At 68.3% G+C, this 23,370-nt stretch carries 20 protein-coding genes; 11 read left to right on the forward strand and 9 right to left on the reverse strand.

Translation table 11 applies throughout. From position 1 onward, the window contains the following. The first annotated feature begins 257 nt into the window (after window positions 1-257). Entirely contained in the window at window positions 258-1,280 is a 1,023-nt protein-coding gene (locus tag MKK67_RS11775; RefSeq protein WP_243964695.1) for an MDR family NADP-dependent oxidoreductase, read from the forward strand. 27 nt (window positions 1,281-1,307) lie between these two features. On the opposite strand, the gene MKK67_RS11780 is transcribed toward MKK67_RS11775, so the two are convergent. The 6 genes from MKK67_RS11780 to MKK67_RS11805 form a co-directional block, all read right to left on the reverse strand. Continuing rightward, on the reverse strand, window positions 1,308-2,006 hold the full coding sequence (locus MKK67_RS11780; RefSeq protein ID WP_243964701.1) for a ribonuclease activity regulator RraA: 699 nt from the start codon (window positions 2,004-2,006) through the stop codon (window positions 1,308-1,310). Window positions 2,007-2,181: 175 nt separating this feature from the next. Further along, window positions 2,182-2,412 carry a hypothetical protein gene (locus MKK67_RS11785; protein WP_243964703.1) on the reverse strand — a complete coding sequence of 77 codons (231 nt, stop codon included), beginning with the start codon at window positions 2,410-2,412 and terminating at the stop codon, window positions 2,182-2,184. Window positions 2,413-2,856: 444 nt separating this feature from the next. Continuing rightward, window positions 2,857-3,108 carry a molybdopterin converting factor subunit 1 gene (gene moaD, locus MKK67_RS11790; protein ID WP_243964711.1) on the reverse strand — a complete coding sequence of 84 codons (252 nt, stop codon included), beginning with the start codon at window positions 3,106-3,108 and terminating at the stop codon, window positions 2,857-2,859. 38 nt (window positions 3,109-3,146) lie between these two features. After that, window positions 3,147-3,746 (reverse strand): CDP-diacylglycerol--glycerol-3-phosphate 3-phosphatidyltransferase, encoded by a 600-nt coding sequence (gene pgsA / locus MKK67_RS11795; RefSeq protein ID WP_163006196.1) that lies wholly within the window; start codon window positions 3,744-3,746, stop codon window positions 3,147-3,149. A 73-nt stretch (window positions 3,747-3,819) separates the two neighbouring features. Next, entirely contained in the window at window positions 3,820-5,886 is a 2,067-nt protein-coding gene (gene uvrC / locus MKK67_RS11800; RefSeq protein WP_243964713.1) for an excinuclease ABC subunit UvrC, read from the reverse strand. An 80-nt stretch (window positions 5,887-5,966) separates the two neighbouring features. Then, window positions 5,967-6,683, reverse strand: a complete 717-nt coding sequence (locus tag MKK67_RS11805) for a protein phosphatase CheZ (protein WP_243964721.1) — start codon at window positions 6,681-6,683, stop codon at window positions 5,967-5,969. 286 nt (window positions 6,684-6,969) lie between these two features. Here MKK67_RS11805 and MKK67_RS11810 point away from each other — a divergent pair, with 286 nt between their 5' ends. The 10 genes from MKK67_RS11810 (at window position 6,970) to MKK67_RS11855 (ending at window position 20,184) form a co-directional block, all read left to right on the forward strand. After that, window positions 6,970-7,722, forward strand: a complete 753-nt coding sequence (locus MKK67_RS11810) for a L,D-transpeptidase (RefSeq protein ID WP_243964723.1) — start codon at window positions 6,970-6,972, stop codon at window positions 7,720-7,722. Window positions 7,723-8,746: 1,024 nt separating this feature from the next. Then, the gene (locus tag MKK67_RS11815; RefSeq protein WP_243964732.1) at window positions 8,747-9,832 is read left to right on the forward strand and encodes an efflux RND transporter periplasmic adaptor subunit; all 1,086 of its coding nucleotides are present in this window, start codon (window positions 8,747-8,749) and stop codon (window positions 9,830-9,832) included. After that, entirely contained in the window at window positions 9,829-12,936 is a 3,108-nt protein-coding gene (locus MKK67_RS11820) for an efflux RND transporter permease subunit (RefSeq protein ID WP_243964735.1), read from the forward strand. The genes MKK67_RS11815 and MKK67_RS11820 overlap by 4 nt, the downstream gene beginning before the upstream one ends. Window positions 12,937-13,188: 252 nt before the next feature. Next, window positions 13,189-13,731, forward strand: a complete 543-nt coding sequence (locus MKK67_RS11825; protein ID WP_243964737.1) for a TetR/AcrR family transcriptional regulator — start codon at window positions 13,189-13,191, stop codon at window positions 13,729-13,731. 147 nt (window positions 13,732-13,878) lie between these two features. After that, window positions 13,879-15,171 carry a beta-ketoacyl-ACP synthase II gene (gene fabF, locus MKK67_RS11830; protein ID WP_243964761.1) on the forward strand — a complete coding sequence of 431 codons (1,293 nt, stop codon included), beginning with the start codon at window positions 13,879-13,881 and terminating at the stop codon, window positions 15,169-15,171. A 138-nt stretch (window positions 15,172-15,309) separates the two neighbouring features. Beyond that, window positions 15,310-15,873: a PaaI family thioesterase gene (locus MKK67_RS11835; protein WP_243964763.1), complete on the forward strand. Its 564-nt coding sequence runs from the start codon at window positions 15,310-15,312 to the stop codon at window positions 15,871-15,873. A gap of 36 nt (window positions 15,874-15,909) precedes the next feature. Next, window positions 15,910-17,088 carry a thiolase family protein gene (locus MKK67_RS11840; RefSeq protein ID WP_243964774.1) on the forward strand — a complete coding sequence of 393 codons (1,179 nt, stop codon included), beginning with the start codon at window positions 15,910-15,912 and terminating at the stop codon, window positions 17,086-17,088. A gap of 100 nt (window positions 17,089-17,188) precedes the next feature. Then, window positions 17,189-18,148, forward strand: coding sequence for a hypothetical protein (locus MKK67_RS11845; protein WP_243964776.1), 960 nt, complete (start codon window positions 17,189-17,191; stop codon window positions 18,146-18,148). A 498-nt stretch (window positions 18,149-18,646) separates the two neighbouring features. Further along, window positions 18,647-19,396 (forward strand): alpha/beta fold hydrolase, encoded by a 750-nt coding sequence (locus MKK67_RS11850; protein WP_243964778.1) that lies wholly within the window; start codon window positions 18,647-18,649, stop codon window positions 19,394-19,396. 296 nt (window positions 19,397-19,692) lie between these two features. Beyond that, on the forward strand, window positions 19,693-20,184 hold the full coding sequence (locus MKK67_RS11855; protein ID WP_243964780.1) for a DUF302 domain-containing protein: 492 nt from the start codon (window positions 19,693-19,695) through the stop codon (window positions 20,182-20,184). Window positions 20,185-20,331: 147 nt separating this feature from the next. On the opposite strand, the gene MKK67_RS32905 is transcribed toward MKK67_RS11855, so the two are convergent. The 3 genes from MKK67_RS32905 to MKK67_RS11865 all read right to left on the reverse strand — a co-directional run bounded on the left by MKK67_RS32905 (window position 20,332) and on the right by MKK67_RS11865 (window position 23,361). Continuing rightward, window positions 20,332-20,565: an SUMF1/EgtB/PvdO family nonheme iron enzyme gene (locus MKK67_RS32905; protein ID WP_409568395.1), complete on the reverse strand. Its 234-nt coding sequence runs from the start codon at window positions 20,563-20,565 to the stop codon at window positions 20,332-20,334. Window positions 20,566-20,645: 80 nt separating this feature from the next. Continuing rightward, on the reverse strand, window positions 20,646-22,901 hold the full coding sequence (locus MKK67_RS11860; RefSeq protein ID WP_243964792.1) for a xanthine dehydrogenase family protein molybdopterin-binding subunit: 2,256 nt from the start codon (window positions 22,899-22,901) through the stop codon (window positions 20,646-20,648). Between the two features lie 13 nt (window positions 22,902-22,914). Further along, the gene (locus MKK67_RS11865; RefSeq protein ID WP_243964803.1) at window positions 22,915-23,361 is read right to left on the reverse strand and encodes a (2Fe-2S)-binding protein; all 447 of its coding nucleotides are present in this window, start codon (window positions 23,359-23,361) and stop codon (window positions 22,915-22,917) included. Between the last annotated feature and the right edge of the window lie 9 nt (window positions 23,362-23,370).

Here is a 23,370-nt window from a genome sequence, read left to right on the forward strand (position 1 = left end):
TTGGTCCTGGGCGTGGTTCTCGGCTTGGGCTTGGTCGGCACGAAGCGATCTCATGACGGGCGGGCGTTCGGCCCCTGCCTGGCCGGATATCGCCGGGATGGAAAGGGGCTGGGCGGGGCCCCGGTAGCGGCGAGCACAACGTTGAGCGGAACTCCGCAGATCATAATTGACTGACCGCCAGTCATTTTGTTAGGCCGGCGTTGCCCCGGCGGCTGCGGCTTTGCCCGCGCGCCGCAAACCCCATCTCGGAACACGCCATGCACTGTCCAGTCGAGCGTTGCCGCGAAGTCCGGCTCCTCGCCTATCCCGATGGGATGATCCAGCCGCGCGATCTCACCATCGTGGAGACTGCCTTATCCGAAGCTGGCCCGAACGATCTGGTCGTACGCAATCGCTGGTTCCGCATCTCCATCTCGACGCGGCTGATGGCCAACCCGGATGCGCAGGCGGTCGAGGGCATTCCCTTCCCGGTGCTCAAGCCCGGCGATGCGCTGGCGGATGGTGCAATCGGCGAGGTCGTGGCCTGCCCGGCCGGCAGTGGGTTCGAGGTCGGCACGTATGTCTCGCATCCCCTGGGCTGGCGCGACTATGCCGTCGTCGATGCCGGAAGCTGCGTCGCATTGGGCCGGGGGCCGATCGAGCCGGCGGCCTATCTCGGCCATGGCTGGACCGCCTATGCCGCCCTAACACGCGGCATCCGGATCTGGCCGGGCGACACGGTCTTCGTCTCGAGCGGTGCGGGGGCGATCGGGTCGATGGCGGGGCAGATCGCCCGCCGGCTCGGCGCCTCGCGGGTGATCGGCAGCACCAGCACCCAGGACAAGGCCGACTGGATGACGACCGATCTCGGCTATGACGCGGTGATCCTGCGCAATCGGGGCTCGATCACGGATCAGCTGAGAGCGGCGGCGCCCGATGGCGTGGACGTGTTCGTCGACATGGTCGGCGGCGAGCAGCTGGCCGCTGCCGCTGCCGCCGCGCGCGCGGGTGCGCGGTTCGTCCTGCTCGGTGCGCTCACCGCCGAGTTGAACGTCGCGGGCGCCAGCATCGTCGCCCCGGTGGAACTCGACTCGTTCCAGCTGATCCTCAGAGATGTCACCCTGCGCGGCTACAGCGCCGACCGGGACAGCGCGGAGGCGTTCCCGGAATGGATCGCCTGGCAGCGCGAGGCGGGGCTCCACTTCGCCTGTTCGACGGTCGCGGGGCTGGAGAACGCGCCCCGCGCCCTGCACGACGCCTGTGAAGGCCGGCTTAGGGGCCTCGTCATGGTGGAGGTGTGACGACCGACTTGTTGCGAGACCGGCCGATCAGCCCTTGCTGGCCTCGTAGCGTGCCTTGTTCTCGGCGTTTGGCGGGTAGAGGCCCGGGAGCGCCGCACCCTTGCCGACCTCCTCCATGATCCAGCCCTCGAAGCGCTCCTGCTCCGGGGCGAGTTCCATCACGGCGTCGATCAGGGCCGCGGGGATCAGCACGGCGCCGTCCTCGTCCACCACGATCACGTCATCGGGGAACACCGCGACGCCGCCGCAGGCGATCGGCTGCTGCCAGGCGACGAATGTCAGGCCGGCCACGGAGGGCGGGGCGGCCGCGCCCTGGCACCAGACCGGCAGGCCGGTACCCAGGACCCCCGCGACGTCGCGGACCACGCCGTCCGTGACCAGGGCTGCCACGCCCTTCTTGGCCATGCGCGCGCACAGGATGTCGCCGAAGATGCCGGCATCGGTGACGCCCATCGCGTCCACGACCGCGATGCAGCCGGCCGGCATCGCCTCGATCGCCGCCCGTGTGGAGGTCGGTGACGACCACGATTCGGGGGTAGCGAGATCCTCGCGCGCTGGAACGAACCGCAACGTGAAGGCGCGGCCGACGATCCGGGGCTGACCGGGCCTCAACGGCCGGGTGCCGCGCAGCCAGACATTGCGAAGGCCCTTCTTCAGCAGGATCGTCGTGATCGTGGCGGTGGTGACCTTCGAGAGGGTCTCGACGATCTGGGCGTCGCTCGACATCGGCGTATCCTTCCCGGCTGGGGCGGACGGTGTTGCCCGCTGCCGAGCGCTGTACCCGATTGCGATCCGATCGGGTACAGCCTTAAGTCGCTGTTTTGCTATGTTCTTTCGGTGTCATCGAATCAGGCGACGAGCGCCGTCCTTCCGATGCCAATCGCCCGATGCGACGCCGTGCTCAGTCGCACGTTTCTTTCTTGACGGTCTTCGAGTCGCCCATCTCGTCTTCCTTGCGCACCGTCTTGGTGACGCAGCCGTCGCCGTGATCGTGGACGGTGACGGACTTCGACTCGGTGGCCGGACGATCGACCACCACGGCGGGCCGGTCGCGCTCGATCACGGTGGTCTGGGCTTGGGCGGCGGCGCCGAGGCTGAGCAGGGCGGCGGCCGCGAGGAACGTCTGGCGCATAGGAAACTCCGGATCCGATTTCGGTCCCGAGTAACGGCGGCCCCAGCTTGAGCGTTCCGCAATTTCTGGTGGTTGGACACGATGCTGAAAAGCGGGCCGAACCCGTAGAGGAACGCGGCTCGGCCCACGTGCCGTTCGGCTTGAAACGCGGCCGGAGCGACACCGTGAAAGACCCCGGGACCGCCTTTCTTTCAAGAGCGGCGGACTACGTGCCGGGATTTCCGCGGGCTCAGAGCCTCTTTGACGTCGCGATCTCGGTCGGAAAACGGGTCCGAGCACACGATATCCCAATCTCTCCCCTCATCCTTGAGGTGCGAGCGCAGCGAGCCTCCAAGGAGCCCTCCAGGGATCGCGCGGCCGGCTGGAGACCTCCTTCGAGGCCTCCGCTTCGCTCCGTCGCCTCAGGATGAGGGCAAGGATGGGACAGATTGGTCAAACAGGCTGTCAGCCGCCGGTCATCGGCGGGAAGAACGCGATCTCGCCGGCGCCTGCGATCATCGCATCTGGTTTGGCATGGGCCCGGTCGATGGCCGCGCGGACGACGCCCGGATCCTCGAAGGCGTAGGCGTATTCCTCGCCGCGCCCGCGCAGCCAAGTGACCAGATCGGTGACGGTGGCGACCTCCGGCGGCGGGGCCAGCTCTTCCTCGGCGCGGCCGATCCGCTCGCGGACCCAGGCGAAATAGACGAGCTTCATCGCGTCACCGTGCCGGAAAGGGATCGCGGACCGCGCCGTCAGCGCGGGTCGTCGATCACGTGTTTAATCCCGGCCCGCATATAGTCCCAGCCGGTCCAGATCGTGAGGGCGGCGGCGAGCCACAGCAGCGCGAGGCCGATCGCCTCCGTGCCGGGCAGAACCCGCTCGCCCGCGGGGCCGGCCACTAGGAAGCCGAGCGCCACGAGCTGCACGGTCGTCTTCCACTTGGCGATCTTGCTGACCGGCACGCCGACCTTCAGCTCGGCGAGGTACTCGCGCAGGCCGGAGACCAGCACCTCTCGGCACAGGATCACGATCGCCGCCCAGACCGACGAGCCGACGATTGTGTGGTCGGCCGCCAGCATCAGCAGGCAGGCCGAAACCAGCAGCTTGTCGGCGATCGGGTCGAGCATCCGGCCCAGCGCCGAACTCTGGTGGTAGGTCCGCGCGACGTACCCGTCGAGGTAGTCGGTGATCGCGGCCGCCACGAAGACGCCCAGCGCCGTCCAACGCGCGGTGTGCGAGTCGGGCCAGAACAGCAGCGCGACCATCACCGGCACCGCCACGAGGCGCCCGTAGGTCAGGCAATTCGCGAGCGTCCAGGCCGGCGACCGTCGTCGGGGAAGGACGGCGTTCATGGCCGGGGTGAAATCAGAGCTTGGCCCGGGCGTCAACGTCTCGACCGCGGGCGCGGCCGAGACGACGGGATCCTCAGGCGCCGGCATGGAAGAAATCGTAGACCGCGCGGGCGGTCGCGGCATTCACCCCGGGGGTCTTGGCCAGGTCCTCGAAGGCGGCCCGCTCGATCGCCTTCACGGTGCCGAAATGGTGCAGCAGCGCGCGCTTGCGGCTGGGGCCGATGCCGGCGATCTCGTCCAAGGGATTCTTGATCATCTCACGCTTGCGCTTGGCCCTGTGGCTGCCGATGGCGAAGCGGTGGGCCTCGTCGCGCAGCCGCTGCACGAAGTAGAGGGTCGGGTCGCGCGGTGGAAGCTTGAACGGCGGCCGGCCCGGCACGAAAAACGTCTCACGCCCGGCATCCCGGTCGCGACCCTTGGCGATGCCGATCAGCGGGACATCCGAGACCCCGATCTCGTCGAGCGCCGTGCGGGCGGCATCCAACTGGCCCTTGCCGCCGTCGATCAGCACCAGATCCGGCCAGGCGGGAAACGCCTCGCCGTCCTCGGCGGGCGCCGGGACCGGCTGCGCGTCCACGCCCTCGGCGGCTGCGACGGCGGCCTCCCGCTCGGTGCGCGGCGCCTCCTTGACGAGGCGCTTGAAGCGCCGCTGCAGGACCTCGCGCATCATGCCGTAATCGTCCCCCGGGGTGAGTTCCTCCGACTTGATGTTGAACGTGCGGTAATGCGTCTTCATGAACCCGGTCGGGCCGGCGACGATCATCCCGCCCACCGCGTTCGTGCCCATGATGTGCGAGTTGTCGTAGACCTCAATCCGCCGCGGCGTCCGGTCCATGCCGAAGGCCTGGCCCAGGGCCGCCAGCAGCTTGCCCTGCGAGGCGGTGTCGGCGAGCCGCCGGGCCAGCGCCTCCTTGGCGTTGCGCTGGGCATACTCGACGAGGTTCTTCCGCTCGCTGCGGCTCGGTTTGTGAATCTCGACCCGGTAATCGACCCGGCTCGACAGGGCGGCGGCGACCAGCTCGGCATCCTCGATCGGGTGGCTGGTCAGCACCGTGCGGGGCGCGGGCTTGTCGTCGTAGAACTGGCTGATGAACGAGCCGAGCACTTCCTCCGGTGTCATCGACCGGTCGGCCTTCGGGAAGTAGGCGCGGTTGCCCCAGTTCTGGAAGTTCCGGAAGAAGAATACCTCGATGCAGAACTGCCCGGCCTGCTCGTCGAGGGCGAACACGTCGGCCTCCTCGACGCCCTGCGTGTTCACGCCCTGCACCCCCTGGATCGCCGAGAGCGCCGCAATCCGGTCTCGGTAGCGGGCGGCGCGCTCGAACTCCATCGCCTCGGACGCCTCCTGCATCTCGGCGCGCATCCGGTCCTTCACGGCGTTGGACTTGCCCGCGAGGAACGCGCGGGCGGCATCCGCCATCGTGGCGTAATCGTCGGTCCCGATCTCGCCGGTGCAGGGGCCGGAGCAGCGCTTGATCTGGAACAGCAGGCAAGGCCTGGAGCGGTTCTCGTAATAGCTGTCGGTGCAGGTGCGCAGCAGGAAGGCCCGCTGCAGGGCGTTGACCGTGCGGTTGACCGCCCAGACGCTGGCGAAGGGGCCGTAATAATTGCCCTTCCGCCGCCGTGCGCCGCGGTGCTTCACGATCTGCGGCGCCGGGCCGTCGGCGGTGACCAGGATGTACGGGAACGACTTGTCGTCCCGCATCAGCACGTTGAAGCGGGGCTTCAACTGCTTGATCAGGTTGGCTTCGAGGAGCAGCGCCTCGGTCTCGGTGGCGGTGGTGACGAACTCCATCGCCGCCGTCTGGGAGATCATCCGAGCGATGCGGTTCGAATGCGCCTGGCCGCGGGCATAGGAGCCGACGCGCGCCTTCAGGTTCTTGGCCTTGCCGACATAGAGGACGTCGCCGCGATGATCGAACATCCGGTAGACGCCGGGCGAGTTCGGCAGCGTCGACCAGAAGCGCCGGATCACCTCGGTGCCGGCCTGGACCGCCCCCGGATCGAAATCGAAATCGATCTCCGGCGAATCCTCGGCTGGCAGCGCGGCCTCGGGCTCGCCCGCGCTCTCGTCACGCTCGGCGTCGCGGCCGTCGTCGAACGTATCGGGGGGCAGGTCTGAGAGGGCTCTGCGGTTCATACCGCAGATCTAAGCGTTCCTGGCCCCGAGGGGGACCGGGTCGGCCGACAAAATTGCCGCGCCGACCCTGCCGGGCCGAATCAGTCGAACAGCGAGTCGATGTCGTTCTGGTCGACGTGTCCCGGATCGTCGTCGAGCTTCGGCCCGTTGAGCAGGCTGCTCTCGTCGTCCAGCGCGGTCGGGACCGGCATGACGGTGATGAGATCGCGGAAGCTGTCCAGCTGCGTCCAGGCCTCGATCAGCCGATCGAGGTGCTCCTCGATGAACTTCATCACGCCGACGATCTTGTTGATCCGCTGGCCGGTCAGGTCCTGGAAGTTGCAGGCCTCGTAGGCCGAGATCACCCGCTCCTGGATGATATCGACGTGCTGCTTCATGCCCGGCGGCAGATTCGCCGTGTACAGCATGCCGGCATTCGTCTCGATCTCCTCGACCGCGTTGAGCAGCTGCGTCGTGGCGCGCTCGGTCGATTCGACCACCGCGTCGAGCTCGTCCGCTGCCCGGCGCATGCCTTTACCGCTGTTCTCCGAGCGGTGGAGCGTCGCCAGCTCGGACTTGGTCCGGGTGATCGCCTCCTTCATCAGGTCGAGCTCGGAGCGCATCGCCAAGGCGTCGTGCAGCTCCCGCCGGCACGTCTCGATCGTCTCGTCCGCGCTCATCTGGGTGATGCGGCGCAGGTCCAGGATCGCGCCCAGGATCTGGTCCAGACGCTCGTTCGAGACCTCCGGATTTGGTGCTGCAGGCAAAACCGCGGGAAGCCCGAGGCTGTCTTCGATGCGATAGCGCTTCTGGGTCATCGTCGGGGCGTGAGCCTTCAGGATCTGTGGTGCGAACTCTCTACCACAATCGGTTAGCGGACTGTGACTGCCAAGCTCGCCTGCCGTCGATTCCTATGCGTGCGGGACATTTGACCTATCGGTGGTTGTGGCCGGCGGCATTTTACTAGCGATTCACGCTAATTATGCATCCTCGGGGAGGACCCTGCGCGACCGGCGTGATTCACCATGTTGATTCACCGAAACGGCCGGCCGCGGGTGGATCGTTCGTGCATCGGGGGGCTTGCCCCCGCGGGAGCGTCCGACGATGCGTGGCTCGGTCCGTCTTGGTCTCTGTGCGATCGTGGTCTCGGGTTCGCTGTGCGCCCCCGTGGCGGCGCAGCAGGCGCGTTACGCCGAAAGCGGCGGCTATGGTGGCGGCCTGATCGAGTATCTCGTGACCGGTCATGCTGGCGGCGGCGGCCGCGGCGGGCCGCAGCGCGCGGCGGCTCAGCAGCGGGTCGCGGCGTATTCCGGCGAGCTGCTGCCCGCCGAGCCGGAGCCGTTTCAGGCCGCTCCGCCGCAGCAGGTCTACGGTGTGCCGCAGGCGGATCCGACCCGCATCGCCCGGGAGGTCGGCCCGGAATACCGCCGTCAGGAGGTCGCGTTCGCCGGGCCGCAGCGGCCCGGGACCATCGTGATCGATACTGCGGTCAAGCACCTCTATCTCGTGCAGCCCGGCCAGCGGGCTCTGCGCTACGGGATCGGAGTGGGCCGTCCGGGCTTCGCCTGGAGCGGCCTCAAGACCGTCACCCGCAAGGCCGAGTGGCCGGACTGGACACCGCCGGCCGAGATGCTCGCCCGCCGTCCCGACCTGCCGCGGCACATGGCGGGCGGTCCGGACAATCCGCTGGGCGCGCGCGCCCTCTATCTCGGCTCCTCGCTCTACCGCATCCACGGCACCAACGAGCCGGGGACGATCGGCCAGTCGGTCTCGTCGGGCTGCATCCGGATGATGAACGAGGATGTGATGGATCTCTACGACCGCGTCCCGGTGGGAGCCCGGGTCGAGGTTCTTTGAGAGTTGTGCGAGCGCGGGACGTCTGTCGGTAGGAGACGGAAGTTTGTCGGCTCCGTCGAAAGCCTCAGAGCGCAAGAACGTGACCGTGCGAGAAACGGCTGACCGTTCAAGGCTTTTGGTCCTCCACGCGTCTAGGTCGCGAACGAGGTTCTACGCCCAAGATGTGGCCTTGCCTTCGGCGTATCCGCTAAGCTCATACAGCGCGGAGACATCGTCTTGCGTAACGGTCGAGCCGAGCTACCAGCGGACGGTCGCCGTCATCCTCAGGAAGCATTCCGAAGGCGTGGATCTGTTGTGCCCGATGATCTTCTCGAGGGTGTCGCCCGTCAGCCGGGCGAAGCGGGATTGGCGAGGATGGTCTGATTATCGTCGCGCCGCGGGTCGGTGATGGTCATCGGCATGCGTGTGGCGCGCACGGCGGCTGCGAACGGATTGATGGGCCCGGCCCCGCCCGCGACCTCGGAGAGGATGCGGTGGGTATCGCGGCCGTGAATCGGTGACGAAGCGTGCCTCCGGAATATATGTCGCTAACTCTTTGCAGTAACTGCAAGCATTTATATAGATGTGGGTCACGGAGGGCGCCGATCGTGATCCCACTTCTTCATACAATTCAGTCGTCATCTCTATAACTGAAGCCCGCTTGCAAAACGGGTGACGCTCCCACGCCGATCCGCGGGAGATTACGGCGGGCGTGGTCGATGCACGGACCGGCGAGGGATTTGGCGATCGTCCGACGCGGCTCGTCCGCCCAGACGTTGGGAATGCGACCGCGACCGACACCGCGTCGCCACCGTCTCCGGCCTTACGGGCCCGAGAACGCGACGCTCAACTTCGAATTCCCGTAGGATCGCTACCAGCGCACCTGAATCGCGTCGCTGAAGCTGCTGATCATGCGTGCGTCTGGCGGGTGTTCCACGTCCGACGCCCGATCATGGCTTCGTTCGGCCATTGACGGCGAAGCGCACGCACAATAGATGATGACCATAATTTTTATGGCATGATCGGCTGGACGTGGAGGCGGGCAATGGACGCGAGATGGATGCTCGGGCTTTCCGCATTGGCCCTCGCGGCGTGCTCGCCGGCCGAAACCGCGGTGCCTCCGGAGCCGCCGCTGGTCCAGACCATCGAGGTCGGACCGGGGACCGGGGCGGTCGCGCGCTATACCGGGGTCATCCGCGCCCGCACGGAGAGCAATCTCGGCTTCCGCGTCGGCGGCAAGATCTTCGAGCGGCTCGTCGACCCGGGGGACCACGTCCGGTTCGGGCAGCCGCTGATGCGCCTCGACCGGACCGATTTTACCCTGGCGCTCAACGCGGCCCGCGCGTCCGTCGAGGCGGCCCGGGCGCAGATGATCAAGGCGAAGGCCGACGAGGAACGCAGCCGCAAGCTCGTCGGGGACGGCTGGACCTCGAAGCAGACCTACGACCAGAACAAGGCCGCCGCGGACGCCGCCATCGCCCAGTTCGCCAACGCGGAGGCCCAGGCGAGCCAGGTCTCCAACCAGGCCGGCTATTCCGAACTCCAGGCCGATGCCGACGGCGTCGTGATGGAGGTCCCGACCGAGCCCGGGCAGGTCGTCGCCGCTGGCCAGACCGTCGTCAAGCTGGCCCGTGACGGGGCGCGCGAGGCGGAGGTCTTCCTGCCCGAAGCGAGCCGGCGCTTGGCCAAGGGTGCGGCCTCGGCGACGCTCTACGCCGAGGGCGAGACGACCTATCCGGCCCGGCTGCGCGAGCTGTCGGCCACCGCCGACCCGGCCACCCGGACGTACCGGGCGCGCTATATCCTGTCGGGCGGCGGCGAGGATGCGCCGCTCGGGGCGACCGTGACGCTCCGGCTCAAGCCGACGGATGCCGGGCGCGCCGCGTCGGTCGACGTGCCGCTCGGGGCCCTGTTCGACATCGGGCACGGCTCGGAAGTCTGGAAGTTCGACACCGAGACCAAGACCGTCGCGGCCCAGCCGGTCGCCGTCGCCCGCCTGTCCGAGGAAGGGGCCGAGGTCGTGTCCGGCCTCAATCCGGGCGACCGCATCGTGTCGCTCGGCGCCCATCTCCTCAAGGCCGGACAGACGGTGCGCCAAGCCCCCCCGAGCCTAACGGGAGTCGCGCGATGACCGGCTTCAACCTCTCCGCCCTGGCGGTCCGCGAGCGGGCGGTCACGCTCTTCCTGATCATCGCGGTGACCGCCGCCGGCTTCTTCGCCTTCCAGAAGCTCGGTCGCGCCGAGGATCCGGCCTTCACCGTCAAGACGATGGCGGTCTCGGCCGCCTGGCCCGGTGCCACGACCTCGGAGATCCAGCGGCAGGTGGCCGACCCGTTGGAGAAGCGCCTGCAAGAGCTTGTCTACTACGACCGCGTCGAGACGACGGTGCGGCCCGGCCTCATGCTGATGAAGGTCTACTTCAAGGACAGCATGCCGCCGGCAAGGCTACAGGAGGAGTTCTACCAGGCCCGCAAGAAACTATCCGACCAAGCGTCCACCCTGCCGCGCGGCGTCATGGGACCGCTGTTCAACGACGAGTTTTCGGACGTCTACTTCGCCCTCTACGCACTCCAGGCCCAGGGCCTGCCGCACCGGCACCTCGTGCTGCGGTCCGAGGACCTGCGCCAGCGGCTGCTGCGGGTGCCGGGCGTCGAGAAGATCAACATCCTGGGCGAGCAGGCCCAGAAGATCTTCGTCGAGATCTCCTACCAGCGTCTGGCCACGCTCGGCATCACCGGGCAGCAGTTGCTCGCGGCGCTGGCCAACCAGAACGACGTGACGCCGGCGGGCTTCGTCGAGACCGCCGGCCCGCGGGTGTACCTGCGCCTGGACGGCGCCATCGACGGCCTGGACACGATCCGCAACCTGCCGGTGGCAGCCGGCGACCGAAGCCTCAAGCTCGGCGACATCGCGGAGGTCAAGCGCGGCTACGAGGACCCGAAGGTCTTCGCGATCCGCAATGACGGCGAGCCGGCCCTGATGCTGGGGCTGGTGATGAAGCCCGGCTTCAACGGCCTGGCGCTCGGCGAGGCGCTGAACGCCGAGGAGGTGGCGATCCACCACGAGCTGCCGACAGGCATCGCGTTCACGAAGATCACCGACCAGGCCAAGGTCATCGACGACGCCATCCACGAGTTCATGGTGAAGTTCTTCACCGCCCTCTCGGTGGTCATCGTCGTCAGCCTCGTGGCGCTGGGCTTCCGCGTCGGCATCGTGGTGGCGCTCGCGGTCCCGATCACGCTCGCGGCCGTGTTCGTGGTGATGATGGTCACCGGCCGCGACTTCGACCGCATCACCCTCGGCGCCCTGATCATTTCCCTCGGCCTGCTCGTGGACGACGCCATCATCGCCATCGAGATGATGGTGGTGCGCATGGAGGAAGGCGTCGATCGGATCGAGGCGGCCACCCATGCCTGGAGCGCCACCGCCGCGCCGATGCTCACCGGCACGCTGGTCACAATCGCGGGATTCCTGCCCGTGGGCTTCGCCGCCTCGACGGCGGGCGAGTACGCGGGCAACATCTTCTGGGTGGTCGGCTTCTCGCTGATCATCTCCTGGATCGTGGCCGTGACCTTCACGCCCTATCTCGGCGTCAAGCTCCTGCCCAACATCAAGAAAGTGGAAGGCGGCCACGAGGCGATCTACGCCACGAGGAACTACCAGCGCCTGCGCCGCGTGGTGCGGGCCTCCGTCGATCACAAGTGGCTGGCGGCCGGGATCACGGTCGGGCTGTTCGCCCTCGCCGTCGTCGGCATGGGCAAGGTCGAGAAGCAGTTCTTCCCGAACTCGGAGCGGCCCGAACTCATCGTCGAGGTGACCCTGCCCACCGGTTCGGCCTTCGCCACGACCGAGGCCAGCGTCAAGGCGGTCGAGGCGGCCGTCCGTGGGCTCCCGGAGGCGCGCGAGATCACGAGCTACATCGGGCAGGGCATGCCGCGCTTCGTGCTCTCCTTCGACCCGGAATTGCCCGATGCCGCCTTCGCGCAGATCGTCGTGCAGACCACCGACGCCGCATCCCGCGACGCGCTTCGGATCAAGCTTCGCAAGCTCGTGAGCGACGGGCTCTTCCCCGAGGCGCGGGTGCGGGTCCTCCAGATCGTGTTCGGGCCGCCGATCCGCTTCCCCGTGGCCTTCCGGGTGGTCGGGCCGGACCCCGACGTGATCCGCGGCATCGCCGCCGAGGTCCGCGACGTCATGATGGCCAACCCCAACATGCGCCTCGTCCATCTCGACTGGGGCGACAAGACCCCGAGCCTGCACCTCGTCCTCGACCAGGAACGCCTGCGCCTGATCGGCCTGACCCCGAAGGAGGCCGGCCAGCAGCTGCAGAGCTACCTCAACGGGACGCCCGCGACCCAGGTGCGCGAGAACCTGCGCTCGGTGGATGTGCTCCTGCGCAGCCCCGGCCCCGAGCGACGCTCCCTCGGCGAGATCGGCGACCTGACCCTGACCACCCATGACGGGCGCCAGGTGCCGGTCTCGCAGGTCGCGCACCTCGAGAGCCGCAACGAGGATGCGGTGCTCAAGCGCTACAATCGCGAGACCTACATCCGCGTGCAGGGCGACGTGCTCGACGGCAAGCAGCCGCCGGACATCCACGCGCAGATCTTCCCGCAGCTCGACGCGATCAAGGCGAAGCTGCCGCCCGGCTACCGGATCGACACGGCCGGGGCGGTGGAGGAGAGCGCCAAGGCGATGAACGCGCTGGTCGCGGTCTTTCCGCTGATGCTGATCGTGACGCTGACGGTCATCATGCTCCAAGTCCGGTCGTTCACGACGATGTTCATGGTGTTCGCCACTGCGCCGCTCGGCCTTGTCGGGGCCGCGCCGACCCTGCTGCTGTTCCACCAGCCCTTCGGCTTCAATGCGATCCTGGGCCTGATCGCGCTGTCGGGCATCTTGATGCGCAACACGCTGATCCTGGTGGACCAGATTCACCACGACCGCGCCGCCGGCCTGTCGGATTACGAGGCCATCGTCGAATCCACGGTGCGGCGGGCCCGTCCGGTGATCCTCACGGCGGCAGCGGCGATGCTGGCCTTCATCCCCTTGACGCACTCCGTGTTCTGGGGGGCGCTGGCCTACGTGCTGATCGGCGGCGTCGGGGTCGGGACCCTGCTCACCCTGCTGTTCCTGCCCGCTCTCTACGCCCTGTGGTTCCGGGTCGGACGAGAACCGATCGTTGCGGGCGTCGCATCCGGTTCGGATGCGGTGCCGGTCCAGGCCAAGCCCTGACCCGGGATCCCAAGGTCCATGCCCCGACGGCGGGGCATCCCAGGATCGCACGTTCAGCGATGGAACGTGCGAGGCGTCGACCGGCCTGCGTTCATGCCCCCCTACGCAGGCCGGTCGGTCGAAATTCGAGACCTCCCTCAGCGCGCTCGGTTCCAGAGCGCCACCCGCCACAGGGAACGACCCGTGGTCCAAGGCTTCTTTAGATGACGGCCTGCCTTTATATAGGCGTCAGGACCGTCGAAGGATCAGGCAATGCCCAGAGTCTCGCAGGAGCAGGCCAAGCTCAACCGCCAACGCGTCGTCGAAGTCGCCGCGTCGCTGTTCCGGGAGCGTGGTCTCCATGGCGTTGGGGTCGCCGATATCATGGCGTCCGCCGGACTCACCCATGGCGGCTTCTACGGCCAGTTCGCCAACAAGGAGGCCCTGGCGGCCGAGGCGTTCGACACCGCGCTGTCCGAAGATCGCCGCGGGAGCCTCGATTCCCTCCTCGCCAACTACCTGTCCCTCGCGCACGTGAAGTCGCCCGGTATAGGCTGTCCTCTCGCGGCCCTGGCGAACGACGTGGCGCGGGAGCCGCGGGGCGGTCCCGTCCGCTCGCGATTCACGCACGGTGTGGAGCGCATGGCCTCCATCCTCGCCGGCCTGACGCCCAGGGTCGCCAAGGAGCGCCGCAGGCAGCGGTCCCTGGCGACGTTGTCGACAATTGTCGGCGCTGTCGTGTTGGCGCGGGCCGTCGACGATGAGGCTTTGGCGAGCGAACTGATCCAGGCGGCGCAGGCTTCCGTTTCCGCGTGACGTCGACGGGGCCGGGCCGGCGGTTCCGGCCCGCGCCCCCATGAGCGCGTCCCCGACGACCTAAGCCAGCGACCCGGAGCGCCCAATCGGGACCCGCATGTGCCGTGCGCCGCACGCCGCGCGACCAGACTTTGCGAGAGGATACCGATGCGCGAACGGATCGTGGTGACGGGACTGGGTGTCGTCTCGCCGCTGGGCTGCAGCGTCGAGGGGATGTGGCGCCGGCTAATCGCGTCCCGGTCAGGCCTGCGGCGCCTGCCGGACGACCTCGTCCCCGACATCGACGCGAAGGTCGCCGGGCTCGTGCCATCCATCGGCGAGGACCCGGAGGGGTTCGATCCGGACGCCCTCATCCCGGTTAAGGACCGCCGCAAGATGGACCGCTTCATCCAGTTCACGCTGGTGGCCGCGGATCAGGCGCTTCGACAGTCGGGCTGGAAGCCTTCGACCGAGCGGGAGCGCGTACGCACCGCGACCATCGTGGCCTCCGGCATCGGGGGCTTCCAGACCATCACCGACGCCGTGGAGACCGTGCGCGCCCGCGGCGCGCAGCGCCTGTCGCCGTTCACGGTGCCGGCCTTCCTGGTCAACCTGGCTGCCGGCCATGTCTCCATCCGGTATGGCTTCAAGGGACCACTCGGGGCTCCCGTCACCGCCTGCGCGGCGAGCGTCCAGGCCATCGGCGATGCCATGCGCCTCATCCGCGCCGGCGAGGCGGACGTCGTCGTCTGCGGTGGTGCGGAGGCGTGCGTCACCCGCGTCGCCCTCGGTGGCTTCGCCGCGGCGCGCAGCCTCTCGACAGCCTACAATGACACCCCGGCAGCCGCCTCGCGCCCGTTCGACCGAAGTCGCGATGGCTTCGTCATGGGCGAGGGTGCCGGCATCCTCGTGCTTGAGACGCTGTCGCATGCGCTGGAACGGGGTGCCGTCCCACTAGCCGAGTTGGTCGGGTACGGCACCAGCGCCGACGCCTACCACCTGACCGCCGGACCGGCGGATGGCAGCGGCGCCCGCCAGGCGATCACCACAGCCTTAGCCATGGCGGGGCTCGAACCGGCCGCCATCGGTTACGTGAACGCGCACGCGACTGCGACCTCGGTTGGTGATGCGGGCGAACTGGCGGCGCTCAGATCCGTGTTCGGCGAGGCCGGCCCGGCGATCTCCTCGACCAAGTCCGCGACCGGTCACCTCCTCGGTGCGGCCGGCGGCCTGGAGGCGGTCATCACGGTGCAGGCGCTCCGCGCGGGCGTCCTCCCGCCGACGCTTAACCTCACCGATCCCGACGCGGCAGCCGCCGGCCTGGACCTCATCGGACCGGAGGCGCGACACGCATCCGTGGACTACGCGCTGTCGAACGGCTTCGGGTTCGGGGGCGTGAACGCCAGCATCGTCCTGAAACGGATCGTCCCCGGTCAAGAGATCACCACGCCTGGAGGTTGATCCGGCGCTCTTGGAACTTCATCGCGGTTGACGCGTCATCCAGGCTCGAATAGATGTTAGTCATCATATTAATTGAACCTGGTAGGCCGGTCGATCCCGGTTCCGCCAGCCCCGGCAGGCCATGGGAGTTCGCAACCGATGAACAGCACCGACCTGGCCGATGACCGGACATCCTCAGGCCAAAACAGGCGCCTCGACGGGCCCGGTCCGGTCGGATCCGGCCTCGACCTGCTCCGCGCCATGGCCGCCGGCGAGATCCTGCCGCCGCCCGCGATGGCGCTGCTCGACATCGCGTACGTCGCGGTCAGGGACGGCGGCGCGACGGTGCGCCGGAAGCCGGGCGTCGACCTCTACAATCCCTTCGGACCGGTTCACGGCAGCGCCGTGGCCGCCCTGCTCGACCTGGCGCTCGGTTCAGCGGTTCAGTCCGCCCTGCCGGCTGGACAAACCTACACGACGCTCGACACCCGGATCAGCTACCTGCGTCCGCTGACGGCCGCGTCGGGAACCCTAACCGCGGTGGCACGGGCCATCGACGTCGGAGAGCAGCGGGCGGTGGCCGAGGCACAGCTCTCCGATGCCGACGGCCAGGCCTGCGCCACGGCGACGATGACCTGCCTCCTCGTCGAGACATCCGAGGAAAGTTCGCCGGAGAAGCCGAACCGGACGTGGGACGTCTCCGACTGGTTCCAGATCGCCTGACACCGCGCCGCCGGCACCCCTGGAGGAGGCCAGACCATGCGTGACATCGTCCTTTGCAATCCCGTTCGGACCGCCATCGGCGGCTACGGCGGCAGCCTGAAGGGGACCGCCGCCACCGAGCTCGGCGCGACCGCGATCCGCGAGACGCTTCGCCGTTCGGGACTGGACGCCGGCAGGCTCGGAAGCGTGACGATGGGCAACGTCGTCCAGGCCGGCAACCGCATGAACCCGGCTCGCCAGGCCGCGGTGCACGGGGGCGTTCCGGTCTCGGTACCGGCCCTAACGGTCAACCGCGTTTGCGGCTCCGGCGCCCAGGCCATCGCGACGGCGGCCGACGAGATCCGGCTCGGTCACCATGACGTCGCGGTCGCGGGCGGCATGGAGAACATGGACCGGGCGCCGTACCTGATGGAGGGCGGGCGCTGGGGCCACCGCATGGGCCATGCCCAGATCCTCGACAGCATGTTGAGCGATGGCCTCAACGACGCCTTCTCCGGCGAGCATTCGGGATGGCACACCGAGGACCTGGCGACGCGGTTCCAGATCGGTCGTGAGGCCCAGGATGCCTGGGCGGCCCGCTCCCAGGCGCGGTTCGCGCAGGCGCAGGCCGCGGGCGCGTTCGACGCCGAGATCGCCTCCGTCGAGATCAAGGGCCGCAAGGGTGTTGAGGCCTTCGGGCGGGACGAGGCCCCGCGGCCGGAGACCACCGTCGACACGCTGTCGAAGCTCAAGCCGGCCTTCCGCAAGGACGGGACGATCACGGCCGGCAACGCGCCGGGCCTGAATTCCGGGGCGGCGGCGATGGTGGTGGCGGAGCGGGGCTTCGCCGACGGCAACGGCCTGGATGCGTTCGGGCGCCTCGTCGCCTACGGGGTCGGGGCCTGCGAGCCGGGCCTGTTCGGCCTGGGCCCCGTACCGGCCGTCCGCCAGGCGCTGGAGCGCGCCGGCTGGTCGCTCGGCGACGTCGAGCGCGTCGAGATCAACGAGGCCTTCGCGGTCGTGCCCCTGGCCGTGGCGCGGGAGCTCGGCCTGCCCGAGGACATCGTCAACGTCGAGGGCGGTGCCATCGCGCACGGCCACCCCATCGGCGCGACCGGCGCGGTGCTGACGACGCGCCTGCTCCATTCCATGCGTCGCGACGGCATCCGACGCGGCTTGGTCACCCTCTGCATCGGCGGGGGCCAGGGCATCGCGCTGGCAGTCGAGGCCGCCTGACGGGGCCCGCCTACCTCGGGCGGCGCCCAGCCTCCCGGGCTTCGGCGCAGCGCCCCGGACGCGAACGAACCCGGCACCCGGTGAACGAAAAGGTCCTGCCATGAGCGGCCTCGAGACGGTTCGGCACGCGCTCCGGCTTTCGGCGCTGTCGCTGGTGATTGCCTGGGCAGCCTTGCCCGCGGCCGCCGCGGACAGGTCGACGGCGATACGGCTGCCGGATACCAGCCGTTTTCCGGAGAGCGTGACGTCGCTTGCCGACGGCACGCTCTTCTTCAGCAGCATCGCCGACGGGGGCGTCCTGAGGATCGAGGGCGGCGGGGCGGCCGCGACGCCCTTCCTGAAACCCGGCGAATACGGGACGCGATCGACCTTCGGCCTCCTGGCCGACGAGCGGCGCGGCACTCTCTGGGTCGCCTCGAACGACGCCACGGCCATCGGCGCACCCGGACCGACCACCACGGAGGGCGGGTGGGTCAAGGCGTTCGACCTCGCGACGGGTGCGCTCAGGCTGAGCGTCCGGCTGCCGGGCGGGAAGGCCCTGGCGAACGACTTCGCCCTGGACGGGGACGGCGCGCTCTACGTCACCGACACGCTGGCTCCCCGGATCCTGAGGCTCAAGCCGGGCGCCACGGCGTTCGAGGTCCTCGTCGAGGACGATACGCTCAAGAACGGGCTCGACGGCATCGCCTTCGGGATCGACGGAAACCTGTACGTGAACACCTTCCTGGGCGGGGAGATGTTCCGCATCGGCATGACGAATGGCGTCGCCGGTCGGGTGACGCGGCTCGAGACGACGCGGCCCCTGAAGTTTCCGGACGGGCTGCGCCCGTTCCGCGACGGCTTCGTGATGGTCGAGGGCAGCGGCGCCCTGAGCCGCGTCACGGTCTCGGGTGACGGAGCCAAAGTCCAACCCATCGGTCAATTCGCCGGCGCGACCGGCGTGACGGTCGTGGGCAACAGGATCTGGGTCGCCGAGGGTCAGCTGTCGCTGCTCGCCAAGACGCTCAAGGACAGTCGGGAGGCCCCGAGCTTCCACCTGCGCACCATGGACGTGGAGTAGGCACCCATCGGGATTTTCAGAGCGCTGTGCGGTCCGAACGCCTCGAAGACAGCAATCGGCAAGCTGAGGATGACGATGATCGGCTCCACGGTTCGGACACTGCTCGCGCCACCGACGTGGCGAAGCCTCTGGGACAGGCTCCGAGCGATTGAGGACGCTTTGGGCACGACCGAAGCGGAGATCCACGCCAGACGCATCTCAAAGCTCGAAGCGGAGATGGCCCGACTCTGCGCGCCCGCCGGGCTCCCGCCCCCTGCCGCCGCCAGAGAGCGCGATCACCCCGCGCCGCGGCGGTCAGCGCAAGCCCAATAATGGATCGTACAGATCCGCTCGACCTCAGGAAGCGTTATCATGACGAAGCAAACGAACGATGCCGTCGGGGATGCGGCTCTGAATTACACGCGCCGCTGGCTCGACGCGGGTGAGGTTTCCTTCGCCACTCTGCGGGACGGGACCCGGATACGCTATGTCCGGGCCGGCGAAGGGCCGGATCTCGTCTTGACGCACACCGTGCGCACGCAGCTCGATATCTTCCAGTTCGTGATCCCCCTGCTGTCGCGGCATTTCACCGTCTACGCTCTCGACCTGCCGGGTTTTGGTTGGTCGGACCTCCTGCCGGAGGGCCCAAAGGACGAGCCGACACTCCGGGCGCAGCTCAAGGCGTTCCTGCAGGTCCTGGGCCTCCGCCGTCCGATCCTGGCCGGCGAGTCGATCGGCGCCACGCTCTCCCTTTCGCTGGCGGCGGAACTCGGTGACGGGGTGGATCGCGTCGTGGCCTTCAACACCTACGACTACCTGCCCGGTCTGGAGCGCGCCAACCTCCTCGCGTCGATCATCATCAAGAGCGTGCGCGCGCCCCTCATCGGTCCGATCTTCGCGTCAACGGAGAACCGGTCGATCACCGGCGGCATCATCAGAGGCGGCTTCCACGACCCGAAGAAGCTCCCTGACGACCTGCTCGATGAGATCTCGCGTGTGGGCATGCGTCGCGATTACGGGAAGGGTATGCGGCGCCTTCTCAAGGCGCTTCCGAGCTTCGTCGCAGCCCGCCAGCGATACGGCAAGATCAAGGCTCCGGTGACGCTTGTCTGGGGCGAAAATGATTGGTCATCCAAAGAGGATCGTGCCGGCGTCGAACGCAGCGTGCCCGCGCCGAAGGTCATCACCCTTGCGAATACCGGTCACTTCAGTGCGCTTGAGCGCCCTCAGGACTGGGCGAGCATCGTCATCGCCGCGGCACAGAACTGAACGTCGATAACCTCGATATGCCTGATACGGCCATCGTCTCACCGGTTTTCGAGTTCGGGCGGTCATTGAATACCGAGATGCAGAGGCGACCTCCTGTCGGCGCCAGTGACCTGCCGGTGCGCCTTGAAGCGTCAAGCGGGCGGCCGTGTTCCGAACCGCTACAAAGAAGTTCGCGGATCCGTCGGGCGGCCAACGGTCTGTCTCGTCGAACCGTAGTGTTCGGCAGTGGAGTATTCATGCTTGCCGGCAACACCGCTCGCGGTGCCGGATCTTCTCCGAGAGGAGTAGGAGACCCGATGACGAACCCTGAGATATCGTCCGTTCCCGTCACGACCGAGCACGTCACGATCCGGTCCGCGAAGCCGTTCGAAGCGGTGAGGACGGCTTTGGAGGCCGCGCTGCCCAAGCTTGACAATGCCTACGTTCAGCTTCTGGCTTCCGGAAAGGTGGACGCGGCCCGCGATCTTTTGGGGAGGCAGGCCCCTCTCTCGATCTTCGGCACCCGAAATCATGGCCAATTGCTGCAGATCGCCGGACTGCAACGCCGGGCGATCCAGTATGACATCGGCAACCCGCTCACGGCCTCGATGATGACGCGACATGTCCTCTCGTCCGCGCTCTACGCCCCGATCAGGGTGCTTCTGAGCGAGGATCAGGACGGACGCGTCGCCTTCGAATACGATCGGCCGAGGGCCAGTTTCGGTCAGTTCGGCGACAAGGACGTCGACGCGGTGGCAGGCGAACTCGACGGACGCTTGCTGGAGGTGCTTGTGGCTGCATCCACCTGAAACGCGACAGGACTCAGGGTCGCCGGTCGTGATGTGTCCGCGTCCCTGGCCTACCGATAGCGCGACCCCGTCACGGCCGCGGGCCGCGGCGATGGCTCTGCGCACCGGTCCCATCGGGCGCGTCTTCGGTGATGGCCCTCGTGGCGGTCATGGCTCGAGAGCTCTCGCCACCCGGAGGCCCAAGGTGTCGAACGCCACGTTGATGTTGCGCTTGAAGCGAGCGGCCGCGCGGACGAACGCGCTCTCGTTTCTCCAGGAGCCGCCGGGTATCACGCCGCAGCTCGGATCGCCGCCCGCACGCCGCGCCGATCCGTCGCTCGGTGCGCCATCATAGGTATCGTGCCAGCAGTCCTCGACCCCTGTTCGCCAATTTCGGCTCATCGCCGTTCAATGATGGCGCGGTCCTTGGTCGACCGATCCCCGGTCTCGATGACCGTGTGCAAACGGCACTGATCCGTGCGTTACACGCCCGATAGCTTTTCCTTGGCGAGCGGCAGGCTCCGTACGCGACGGCCGGTGAGAGCGGCGACGGCGTTGACCACGGCGGGCGGCACGCCGGGAAGGCCCGGCTCGCCGATGCCGCCCATCGGGGCGCCGCTCTCCACGATGGTGACGTGCACGCGCGGCATCCGGTCCCGGTCTAGGATCGGGTAGGTGTCGTAGTTGCGGGCCTGCCGCGTTCCACCCTCGTAGACCACCTGCTCCAGCAGTGTCGCCGAGAGGCCGAGAGCTGCGGCGCCCTCGACCTGGCGCTTGACGATGGCCGGGTTGACGATGCTTCCCGGATCGATGGCGATCCAGAGGTCGTGGACCTTTGCCTCGCCATCCTTGAGCGACACCTCGGCGATGGTGGCGGTCTCCGAGCCGAAGGGCGAGGCCATGGAGACGCCGCGTGCCCGCCGGGTCCCGTCCTCGGCCTCGAACGGGCCGCGCTTCCAGCCGCCCGCGAGGTCGGCGACGGCCTTGAGCAGCGTCGCGTGGCGCCGGCTGTCCTTCAGCAGCGCCATGCGCAGGGCGAACGGATCCTTGCCGCCGGCCTGTGCGACCTCGTCGAGGAAGCTCTCGTAGAAGAAGTCGTTCATCGAGTGCCCGACCGAGCGCCAGAAGGCGATGGTGACGGGATGCGCGACCTTCACGTAGTCGAGGCGCCGGTTCGGGATCGCGTAGGGCTTCTTGTCGAGGCCCTCGACCACGGAGGAATCCACCGGCGCCTTGAAGATCGAGCTGAACCAGCGGCCGATCGGCCCTTCTCCGACGGCGACGGTCTGGATCGCGAGGGGCATCCCGTCGGACCCGAGTGCGGCGCGGAAGCGGGCGAAGCCGAGCGGCCGCACCGCGTCCATACCGAACTCCTCCTCGCGCGACCACAGCAGCCGCACCGGCCGGCCCGTGGCCTTGGCGAGCAGGATCGCCTGCGGGAACGGGTTGGACGAGCCGTAGTAGAAGTGGCGTCCGAAAAACCCGCCGAGCATCGGCGAGTGGATGCGCACCGCGTCGGGCTGGAGCCCGGCGACCTTCGCGGCCACGGACTGGAACAGCTCCGGCATCTGGTTCGGCAGCCAGACGTCCAGCGTGCCGTCCCCATTGAAGCGGGCGATGGATGAGGGCGGTTCCAACTGCGCATGGGCGAGGTAGGGCGCGTCGTATTCCGCCTCGACCACATGGCTTACCTTGGCGAACGCTCCGGCAACGTCCCCCTCTGCCTCGGCCGACAATCCAGGCTCGCGCGTGGCCTTGAGGGCCGCCAGCATGGCCGCCGACGAGAACGTGCCCGAGACGGTGGCGAGGCCGTCGGCGGCGGGTTCTGTCCAGGCGACGTGCAGGGCCTCCACCGCCTTGCGAGCCCGCCACCAGCTGTCGGCGACCACCGCCACGGCGCCGGGCAGGCGGTGGATCGAGTGGACGCCCGGCATCGCCCTCACGACCGCCTCGTTGGTCAGCGCCTCGGGCTCGGTCCCGAGATGCGGCGCGTGCTGCACGGCCGCGTGGAGCATGCCTTCGACCTTGAGGTCGATCGCGTAGGTGGCCTTGCCCGTCGATTTGTCGCGCATGTCGAGGCGGGCCATCGGCTTGCCGATGTAGCGGAAGTCCCTGGGGTCCTTGAGCGGCACGTCCTCGCGCGGCAGCAGGGCGAGGGCGGCCTCAGCCAGTTCGCCGTAGCCGAGACTACGATTCGAGGCCTTGTGCACCACCCGCCCGTCGCTGGTGGTGAGCGTCTCCTGCTTCACGTCGAGTCGGGCGGCGGCGGCGCGCAGCAGCATCTCCCGGGCGGTGGCGCCGAGGCGGCGCATGACGGCGTAGCTCGATCGGGTCGAGAAGCTGCCGCCGGTCAGGCGCAAGCCGTTGACGACGGCGTAGTCCGGGCCGGGCGGCGCGCATTCCACCACGAACCGGCTCGGTTCGAGGTCGAGTTCCTCGCCGATGGTCTGGGCGAGGCCGGTGTTGATGCCCTGCCCACCCTCGACGAAGGGGCTCAGGAGCTTGACCGTGCCATCCGGACGGATTTCGAGGAACGCGGCGATCCGCGTACCGGGCTTCGGCGCGATGGCGGCCGCGCCTTCAGCTTGAGCCAGAGCGGGATCCACCGGCACTCCGACGCTAAGGATCAGGGCGCCGCTCGCTGCACCGAGGAAACCGCGCCGGGAGAGATTGCGCACCGGCTCCGCGTTCGCGCGGGGAGTTGCGTGGGTGAGGTGCAGGGGGGTTAGATCGTTCATGGCGCGTTGCTCCTCAAGCCGCAGCCTGCCGCACGGCGGCGGCGATGGCGTTGTAGGTTCCGCAACGGCACAGATTCGTCATCGCCTGCCCGATGTCGCCGTCGGTGGGTCTCGGGTTCTGCTGCAGGAGGGCGGTGGCGGCCATGACCTGACCGGACTGGCAGTAACCGCATTGCGGCACCTGCACGCCGACCCAGGCCTCCACGACCCGCTTGCCGACCGCGTCCTGCCCGATCGCCTCGATGGTCGTGATCTTGGCATCGCCGACGCTTTCCACCGGGATCTGGCACGACCGCGTGGCCTGCCCGTCGAGGATCACGGTGCAGGCCCCGCATTGACCGATGCCGCACCCGTACTTCGTGCCGGTGAGCCCAAGGGTGTCGCGCAAGACGAAGAGCAGAGGCGTATCGCCTTCGATATCCAGGTCGTGCCGGGTGCCGTTGATCGTGAGGGTCTGCATGATGCGGCT

Origin of the sequence: Methylobacterium sp. J-072, assembly GCF_022829425.1 — a bacterium.
In the GTDB taxonomy this organism is placed as follows: domain Bacteria; phylum Pseudomonadota; class Alphaproteobacteria; order Rhizobiales; family Beijerinckiaceae; genus Methylobacterium.